At 66.8% G+C, this 6542-nt stretch carries 4 protein-coding genes and 4 pseudogenes; 4 read left to right on the top strand and 4 right to left on the bottom strand.

The genetic code is table 11. From position 1 onward, the window contains the following. Window positions 1-100: 100 nt before the first annotated feature. The 4 genes and pseudogenes from ACFXOA_RS31985 to ACFXOA_RS32000 form a co-directional block, all read right to left on the bottom strand. Window positions 101-493: a hypothetical protein gene (locus tag ACFXOA_RS31985; protein ID WP_385035649.1), complete on the bottom strand. Its 393-nt coding sequence runs from the start codon at window positions 491-493 to the stop codon at window positions 101-103. 12 nt (window positions 494-505) lie between these two features. Beyond that, window positions 506-2809 (bottom strand): annotated as a pseudogene (locus ACFXOA_RS31990) (RHS repeat-associated core domain-containing protein); the annotation flags it as partial. A 45-nt stretch (window positions 2810-2854) separates the two neighbouring features. After that, a pseudogene (locus ACFXOA_RS31995) lies at window positions 2855-3165 on the bottom strand (transposase); the annotation flags it as partial. A 55-nt stretch (window positions 3166-3220) separates the two neighbouring features. Beyond that, window positions 3221-3424, bottom strand: a pseudogene (locus ACFXOA_RS32000) (IS256 family transposase); the annotation flags it as partial. A gap of 363 nt (window positions 3425-3787) precedes the next feature. Here ACFXOA_RS32000 and ACFXOA_RS32005 point away from each other — a divergent pair. The 4 genes and pseudogenes from ACFXOA_RS32005 to ACFXOA_RS32020 all read left to right on the top strand — a co-directional run. Next, the gene (locus ACFXOA_RS32005; RefSeq protein WP_385035651.1) at window positions 3788-5122 is read left to right on the top strand and encodes a hypothetical protein; all 1335 of its coding nucleotides are present in this window, start codon (window positions 3788-3790) and stop codon (window positions 5120-5122) included. Between the two features lie 200 nt (window positions 5123-5322). Next, window positions 5323-5688: pseudogene (locus tag ACFXOA_RS32010) on the top strand (transposase family protein); the annotation flags it as partial. A 55-nt stretch (window positions 5689-5743) separates the two neighbouring features. Next, on the top strand, window positions 5744-6061 hold the full coding sequence (locus tag ACFXOA_RS32015; protein WP_385035653.1) for a transposase: 318 nt from the start codon (window positions 5744-5746) through the stop codon (window positions 6059-6061). Continuing rightward, a partial coding sequence (locus tag ACFXOA_RS32020; RefSeq protein WP_385035655.1) for an IS3 family transposase occupies window positions 6058-6542 on the top strand: 485 nt, incomplete at its 3' end. The genes ACFXOA_RS32015 and ACFXOA_RS32020, both read left to right, overlap by 4 nt.

The following is a 6542-nucleotide window of genomic DNA, read 5'->3' on the forward strand; positions in this document are numbered from 1 at the left end:
CATTCGGGCTCTTGCTCTGCACCAGCTCCGCCCCCCTGTTGGGGGATGTGGGGGGTCTGGGGTTGGTTGGGCTGTGCAGTCCCTCCAACCCCCGCCCCCGTTATTCTTTTCTGGCAGACGGGAATGCGCTCTGGCCAGGCGGAGCAGCCGTGCCGATGACTGTCTGGAGGTCGAAGACGAGAACCAGCCAGTACCGCCGCAGAGTCGCGAGTTCGTGGAAGATCTGTCGGGAGATGACTGCTTCCTGCTCCATCGAGCTGTTGGATTCCCGCACAGTCAGAACAACTTGGTAGCGCTCGAACGGGATGCCTTTGTCCTCCTCGTACTCATGCTCCATTTCTAGTTCAAGTATTGCGTCGCTCAGGCTTGAGACGTAATCCGCGGGCACGTTCACGGCGCGCCGCAGCCTCCCGCCACAAGCCAGCGCTACGTCTGCGACGAGGGCTTCCACAGGGTGACCGGGGTGGATGAAGATGCTGTGGTGGGAGGTCACAGTTCAGCTCCCTCAGGGGTAGGTGATGTCGTAGCCGTCGCCGACTATGCGGATGAAGTCCATCCGTCCGGGCGGATTGTTGCGCAGGAACTTACCCAGCCCCTCTTGTGCCGCTGACTCACTCGGTCCGCTCGCGCGTGCGTCGATGATGGCATGCCTGGCCTGGCCCTTCGCCGAGTTCAACTGGTTCTTCACCGTGTTTGCGGCGGCTCCCGGAATCAAGCTCTTGAACTCCGTCGGCACCCCGTTCACTTCGGAGTCGGCGGTCCTCACTCCTGGCACGGTCGATTCCTTGAGTGCCTTCACGTTCTTGCCCTCGGACACGAGGAGTTCGGCGATGCGCCCTTCGGCGTCGTTGAACGCCTTGGCACTGAGGTCGAGCTTGCCGCGCTTCGGCCCCAGACCCCCAGATTTCATGATGGACGTCTCGGTCTCGTACACACTTCGCCGCCACCCGGTCAGTCCTCCGAGTCCGGTGACAGCGAGCTGTTGGGTGAGTTCGTCGGCTGCTTCGGCATAGAGGTCGGCGAGTGCGTCGCAGCCTTGTTGGCGGAGCATGTACTCGGCGCGGTAGAGGCGGTAGGCGGGGCGGACGGGGAGGTACTTGTCGAGGAAGGCGCCGGCGCCGCCGTTCTGGCCGGTGACGTCGTCGTAGGCGTCTCCGAGGAACTGGAAGGGTGCCTTCAGCCCTTGGAGGAAGCCCGAGCCGAAGTCGCCGAGGATCGCTCCTGGGCTGTTGGGGTCTTCGGGGGTGAGACCGCTGGGGTCGGTGAGCAGGGTGGGCTGGTTGTCGGCGTAGGCGTACGGGGACACGTAGGGGGTTGAGGCGCCTCGGGGCGCCGGGTCGGTGCTGGTGAAGCGGCCGGCGGTCGGGGTGTACTGGCGGGCGTGGAGGTCGAGGTTGCCGGTGGTGGTCTCGTAGCGGGCGCCGGTGTAGGAGGGGGTGCTTGAGGGTGCGCCTCCGGTGACGGTGCCCAGGACGCGGGTGCCGTAGGGGTCGTAGGCCCAGCGCTGGTGGAGGGTGCCGGTGCTGCTGGTGACGTCGAGCGGTGAGCCCTGGGTGTCGTGGTGGTAGTAGAAGACGGCACTTGCGCCGGTTTTGGTGGCTGCGGGCTGGCCGAGGGGGTCGTAGCGGTAGGACTGCTTGATGGTCCACGCGCTGTCGTACTCGGTGGCCAGGATCGGCAGGGGTGCGTTGGGGTCCCACTGGGTGCGGCTGGTGACCGCGCTGTCCTTGAGGATGGCGACCTGGTTGCCGCTGGCGTCGTGGTCGTAGGTGTAGTCGGTGCCCGCGACGGTGGCGGCGGAGATCTGTCCGGCCAGGTCGTAGGTGAAGGTGTCGGCGCCGGCCTTTGTCTGGTTGCCTTCCGCGTCATAGTCGTATGCGGTGGTGGTGGCCCCGGCGGTGGTGGAGGTGAGCTGGTCGGCCTTGTCGTAGGCGTAGCTGGTGGACGTGGTGCCGAGGGTGGAGGTCAGGCGGTTGCCGACCTTGTCGTAGGTGTAGGACGTGGTGCGGGTCGCGGCGCAGCCGGTGATCCAGGGCTGGGGGTAGCAGCCGGAGGTGAGGCGGCCTGCGGTGTCGTAGGTCTGGTCGTAGCCTCCGGTGCCGATTCCGGCCCGGGTGACGTCGACGCGGGTGGGCAGGCCGGCCGCCGACAGGGTGAGGGCGGTCTTGGTGACCGTCGTGCCCGCCTTGGAGGAGGTGACGGCGGTGACGCGGCCGGCCCGGTCGTAGGTGCGCTCCCCGGTCTCCGTGTTGGGCAGCGCCGTTTTGGTGAGGTTGCCCGCCGGGTCCGAGGTGTAGGTGGTGGTGGCGCCGTCGGCCGTCATGGTGGCGGTGCGGCCGTCGTTGTCGTAGGTGTAGCCGATGGTGTTGCCGTCGGAGTACTTGCGGGTGAGCATCTGTCCGGCGGCGTCGTAGGTGTAGGCGAAGCCGCGGGTCTTGGTGAGGTCGCCGACCGTGTTGTAGACGAGGTCCTCGGAGATCTTCGCGTTGGCACGGGCGGTCATCTGTCCGGCGTCGTCGTAGCCGAGGGTGACGTCCGGCGTGGCGTCCGAGTAGTCGATCTTGGTGACCAGGCCGCGGACGTCGTACGTCCGGGTCGTTGAGCCGCGGGGCGTCGTCACCTTCACCGGATTGCTGTCCGCGTCGTACGCGTACGTCGTCGCCCGGTCCAGCGGGTCGGTGACCGACGTCAGGCGGTGCGCCGCGTCGTAACCGTAAGTGGTGACATGGTTGTTGGCGTCGGTGCGACCGGTCATGTTGCCGACCGTGTCGTAGCCGTAGGTGGTGGCCGCGCCGCCGGGGGCGGTGACGTGGTCGGGTCTGTGTAGCGAACGGTGGAACTCAGTCGGATTTGTTCAGCGGCGTCCGGCGGTGAGCCGGCCGTCGAAGGTGATGTCGAAGGCATGGAGTGCGGCCTTCCAGCGCATGGTCCGCGTTTGCGTCCGGTGCCGGTCGGGTCCAGGCTCATGACGGCCAGGTAGACGCATTTGAGGGCGGCCTGTTCGGTGGGGACGTGTCCCCGGGCCCGGACGGCCTTGCGGATGCGCGCGTTGATGCTCTCGATCGCGTTGGTGGTGCAGACGATCCTGCGGATCTCCACGTCGAACTGGAGGAAGGGCACGAACTCCGCCCAGGCAGCCTCCCAGAGCCGGACGATCGCCGGATAGGTGTCCGTTTCGGTAGTTCTCCCGGCCGCCCTCGGCCCGCTCACTGGGCTCGTGGCCGAGATGATCGGTGAGTTCGCCCTCCAGCGCGGACTCCAGCACCCGCTTCGTCAGCTGCTGCAGGAGACCGCCCTCCCCGGTGAGCTTCACACCACCGGCCTGAGCCCGGGCAACCAGCTCGGCGACCAGCCCGTCATCCACGGCGCCCGCCCCACTCACAACGGCCTTCCCGGCCTCGGTGTCACTCGTCACGTCAGTCATCAACTGTCGCTTCCAGCTCGGGAGTTACACCACTCACTCACCGTACAGACCCCCCTACGGGCCAGGCGGCGATGCGGTGGACGATCCAGCTCTGCAAGTCCGGTGACCACAGCCCGTCCGAGAGTATGCGACACCTCAATGTGTGGGCTTACCGGTCCCGAGGCCGGGTTCGCCGGGCCGGGCAACCATCGCTCGACTGATCAAATCCTGCGCGCCAGGCGATGACACAAAGATACGATGCGCTTGCCGCTCGCACATCTGTGCCCATCGGGCACCCTGCGTGCGATCAACGGGAGGAATCACTTGACCATGTCCTTCAGTGCGAGACCGCGTGCAGTTCTCGCCTCTCTGGGAGCTGTTGCCGTGGCACTGGCCGCCGCCGCAACCCCGGCGAACGCTGTCGATGCGACGCTCACCCCGCCGACTCATCTGTTCAACGGGTACAGGCACTGCGCGACGGACGCGGAGCAGCCCTCGTACCAGTGGGCTCGCGAAGGCCTGTTGGTGGAAGGCATTCCCGGAGTCACAGAAGCCACGGGAGGCGCTCGCGTCAGCGTGCGGTACCAGGTCTGGTCGGTAGCCGATCCCTCGAAGATCACCACGGTCACCCGCGACTACGCCACCCCCGGATTCGAGGCTCCCGCCACACTTCCGGCAAGCGCGCTCGTCGACGGGCAGAGCTACGTGTGGCAGGCGCAGACGGTGGCAGGGGCCGCCGTCTCGGACTGGTCAACACCCTGCTACGTCACCGTCGACAACAGCAAGCCGGCGAATGCCCCCTCCATCACCTCGTCGAACTACGAATCCGAGGCATGGAACGAAGGCGGCGAGCCGGTCGAGTTCACACTCGGTGCGAACGGCGCCGACGATGTCGAGGGCTTCGAGTTCTCCTGGCAGCAGAACCTGCCGGTCATCGGTACGAGTATCGGTGACCACGGCATTCCGCAGCCCGTCGACCCGTACGCCAATACAAAGTACTTCAAGCGCGCCAACACGCTCGGTGGCTCGACCACGCTCAGTCTGGTGCCGCCGACCGGCTCCGGTCCGATGACGCTGTGGGTGCGCAGCCTGGACCGCGCCTACAACGGGTCGGGAATCGCAAGGTACGACTTCCGAGTCAAGTCCACGGCGCCCACCATCTCCCCGGCGGTCCCGGAACCCGAGTTCGGTCAGCCGACCGAGTTCACGTTGCGCCCCGACCCCGCGCTACAGGCGAAGAGCCCTGTCGTGAGCTACTCCGTCGAAACCCTCGGAGGTCAGGACGACAGGACTTTCGACGTCACGGCACGACCGGATGGCACCGCAACAGTGGAGCTCGCGCTGGATGGCCTCTACAGCGAGAACCTCAAGGTGAGTAGCAGAAGCGCCAACGGGTGGGTGAGCGACACAGCGTGGTGGGGCATCAGCTTCGATACCACCCCCGGTGTCTCCTCGGTCACCTACCCGGAGAACGGTTCGGGCGGTGGCATCGACGTTCCGGGCACCTTCACGTTCACGCCCCGGGTGAAGGACGTCGTGAGCTACACATACACCTTCAACAACGGTGACCCGGAGGTGACGGTCCCCGCGGGCGCCGACCACACCGCGAGCATCGACTGGAGCCCGGCCACGGATGGCTGGCATGACCTCACGGTCTACGCGACGACCCGTTCGGGCCTTCAGCTGGCGCCCTACGACTACTTCTTCACCGTGAACTGATCAACCCACCAGAAGGTCCTGGGCCCGGCTCCCCTGAAGAGGCCGGGCCCACGTCTGTGCGAGCCGGTCGTCAGGGGACGATCAGTGAGCCGTTTCCAACCTGACGGGTGGTTGGGCGGGCGGCCCCAACCGCGGACGTGAAGAAAGCTCCTGGTAGACGGGTTCACGACCAAGATCGCCAGTCCGCCAGGAGCTTTCGCGTGCTTGTTTACCCGTCCGGTATCAATCTGTCCAGCCGCACCCTGCAGCACCTCTCCGGTGTCCTCGCAGGTCACCGGCGTCGGATCGGCTCCCGGTGGCGTCGCCTGACCTGCGGCCGGCAGGCCCTGCTGGTCCTGGCCCACCTGCGTTGCGGCGACACCTACGCCCGTCTCGCAGCAGGTTTCCGCGTCGGGGTCGCGACTGCCTACCGGTATATACGCGAGGCCGTCGACCTCTTGGCCGGCCTCGCGCCCACGCTGGAACAGGCCATGGAGACCGTGCGCAGGAAGGCATACGTGATCCTGGACGGCACATTGCTGCCGATCGACCGTATCGCCGCCGACCGGCCGTACTACTCGGGGAAGAAGTGAACCGCCCCGGGTTTGATGGAGATCATCGAGACCCGGAAGGATGCCGATCATGGCTGCTCCCCGTAAGTACCCCGACGAACTGCGTGAACGCGCGACGCGTCTGGCGGTCGAGGCCCGCAAGGATCCGGTCGGCCGGGCTGGTGCGATCAAGCGGATCGCCGACCAGCTGGACGTGCACCCCGAGGCCCTGCGGGGCTGGGTGAAACGCGCCGAGATCGATGAGGGCGTCGTGCCGGGGACCACCAGTGCGGAGGCCGCGCGGATCGCGGAGCTGGAGCGGGAGGTGAAGGAACTGCGGCGGGCGAACGCGATATTGAAGTCCGCCTCGGCTTTCTTCGCCGCGGAGCTGGACCGTCCACTGCGATGAAGGTCGCCTACATCGACCAGTACAAGGAGACGTTCGGCGTCCAGCCGATCTGCGACGTCCTCGCCGAGACGGACGCGCCTATCGCGCCGAGCACCTACTACGCCGCCCACAGCCGTTCACCGTCGGCCCGCAGCCTGCGTGACGCGGAGCTCACCGAGGAGATACGGCGGATCCACGCCGACAACTACAGGGTATACGGGGCCCGCAAGGTCCACGCGGCCCTGGTGCGCGAGGGGCACGAGGTGGCTCGCTGCACGGTCGAACGCCTCATGCGCCAGGCGGGACTGCGCGGCGTGATCCGGGCCAAGAGCCCGCGCACCACCCGGCCCGCCCCGGAGACCGGCCGTCCGGCCGACCTGGTCGAGCGGCAGTTCACCGCAACTGCCCCCAACCAGCTGTGGGTTGCTGACATCACCTACATCAGAACGTTCTCCGGCTGGGTCTACGCGGCCTTCGTCATCGACGTCTTCTCCCGCATGGT

Source organism: Streptomyces sp. NPDC059166 (assembly GCF_042755185.1).
In the GTDB taxonomy this organism is placed as follows: domain Bacteria; phylum Actinomycetota; class Actinomycetes; order Streptomycetales; family Streptomycetaceae; genus Streptomyces.

Bases quoted from the DNA above. Each gene is read 5' to 3' on its own strand.
- ACFXOA_RS32015 (WP_385035653.1), top strand. From the start codon at position 5,744: ATGGCTGCTCCCCGTAAGTACCCCGACGAACTGCGTGAACGCGCGACG.